At 43.4% G+C, this 1,766-nt stretch carries 1 protein-coding gene; it reads right to left on the bottom strand.

Annotated features, from left to right (window positions below; genetic code table 11):
- A partial coding sequence (locus tag BCU94_RS16680) for a VCBS domain-containing protein (protein ID WP_198590904.1) occupies nt 1-1,766 on the bottom strand: 1,766 nt, incomplete at both ends.

Raw genomic sequence — 1,766 nt, 5'->3', positions numbered from 1 at the left:
ACACCACCGTGTGCATCTTTTACATCATAAGTAAAATGAACTTGGCCGTTATAATCTTTTTCTGGCGTGAACGTATAAGTGCCGTCATTGTTATCTAGGATTGAACCATGGTCGGAAACTAAATTTTCAATACTAAGCTTACCGGCATCATTAGCATCGACATCAACTGTATTAGCTAATAATTGTGCAAGAGTAAATGTTTGGTTTGTATCCTCAGTGCCTGTGGCAAGTGAAACTTCTGATGAACAATAAGGTCGATCATTATCACCATGAATAGTAATAACAATATCGTGGGATGTACCATCTTTTGATTGGATCGTTATTGTATCAGTTAATGTTTGTCCTTCTCCAAGTTTATCTATAGTAGAGCCAATAGTTGATTTTCTATTGCCGACCCAGTCTACGCTGCCAACGGTCACGTCGTAATGCCAAGTTCCATCACTGTTTAACAATAAATGTCCATATTGTCCGTGGTAGGAGTTGTTCCAGGCACCGCCTTTAGAGTCAAACTGTGATTCACCAACATCAGGGTCAACAATATCTAACTTGCCATCAGCGGTTAATGCAGCTTGTCCAAGCTTGGCCATACCAGGTTGTGCATAATCTGGTGACATATCGCCAAAACTACCATGACCTTCATCAACGTCACCTGTTGAAATTCCAGTAATCACCGCTTTATCGTCATTGCCATTGATGGTGACTGTGATCTGTTGCTCGGTGCCATCGATAGATTGAACGATTAAGGTATCAGTTACCTTTTCACCTGTTTTTAAACTTTGAATAGATGGTTGTGAATTATCTGCCGTATAAGTCCAATGTCCTAATTTGCTCAACGTCAGTGAGCCATATTGACCTTGCTCAACACTCGCTTGAAATTGGTTTTCTCCTGCATCACCATCGGTAACGGTTAACGCGCCATCGACATGAAGTTGTCCTTGGTGGACATCTTTATCTTCGGTTAATTGTGCTGTTGAAGTGCCTGTAATAACGGCTTTATCATCAGTGCCGTTAATGGTCACAGTGATTTTTTGCTCTGTGCCATCAACACTATGAACAACTAGCGTATCGGTGAGCGACTCGCCAGTTTTCAGACCTTGAATCGCTGGCTGAGAATTATCAGCAGTGTAAGTCCAATAACCTAATTCATTTAAAGAAAGCGCACCAAATTGACCTTGTTGCACAGTGGCCTGGAATTGGTTTTGTCCTGTATCGACATCAGTAACAGTGAGGGCACCATCGACATGAAGTTGTCCTTGATGGACGTCTTTGTCTTCGGTTAATTGTGCGGTACTTGTTCCTGCAACCACGGCTTTATCATCAGTGCCATTAATGGTGACGGTAACTTTCTGCTCAGTGCCATCGACTGAATGAACTATGAGAGTATCCGTTAATGATTCGCCAGTTTTAAGGCCTTGAATGTTCGGCTGCGAGTTATCGGCGGCATAGGTCCAATGGCCTAAATTGTTAATCGATAACGTGCCGAACTGACCTTGTAGTGAGGTGGCGGTAAATTGGCTTTGACCTGCATCGAGGTCCGTTACCGTCAGCGCACCATCGACGCGAAGCTGTCCACCATGAACGTCTTTATCTTCAGTTAAGTTGGCGGTTGAGGTGCCCGCAATCAAGGCTTTGTCGTCAGTACCATTGATGGTGACTGTAATTTTTTGCTCAGTGCCATCAACCGAATGAACTAATACTGTATCGGTAACGGTTCCACCCGTTTTAAGACCTTGAATACTCGGCTGCGAGTTATCGGCGGTATAGGT

Origin of the sequence: Shewanella sp. 10N.286.52.C2, assembly GCF_002874545.1 — a bacterium.
Lineage (GTDB): Bacteria > Pseudomonadota > Gammaproteobacteria > Enterobacterales > Shewanellaceae > Shewanella.
The sequence above is the reverse complement of the archived record's forward strand: the minus strand, read 5'-3'. Positions and strand labels throughout refer to the sequence as shown.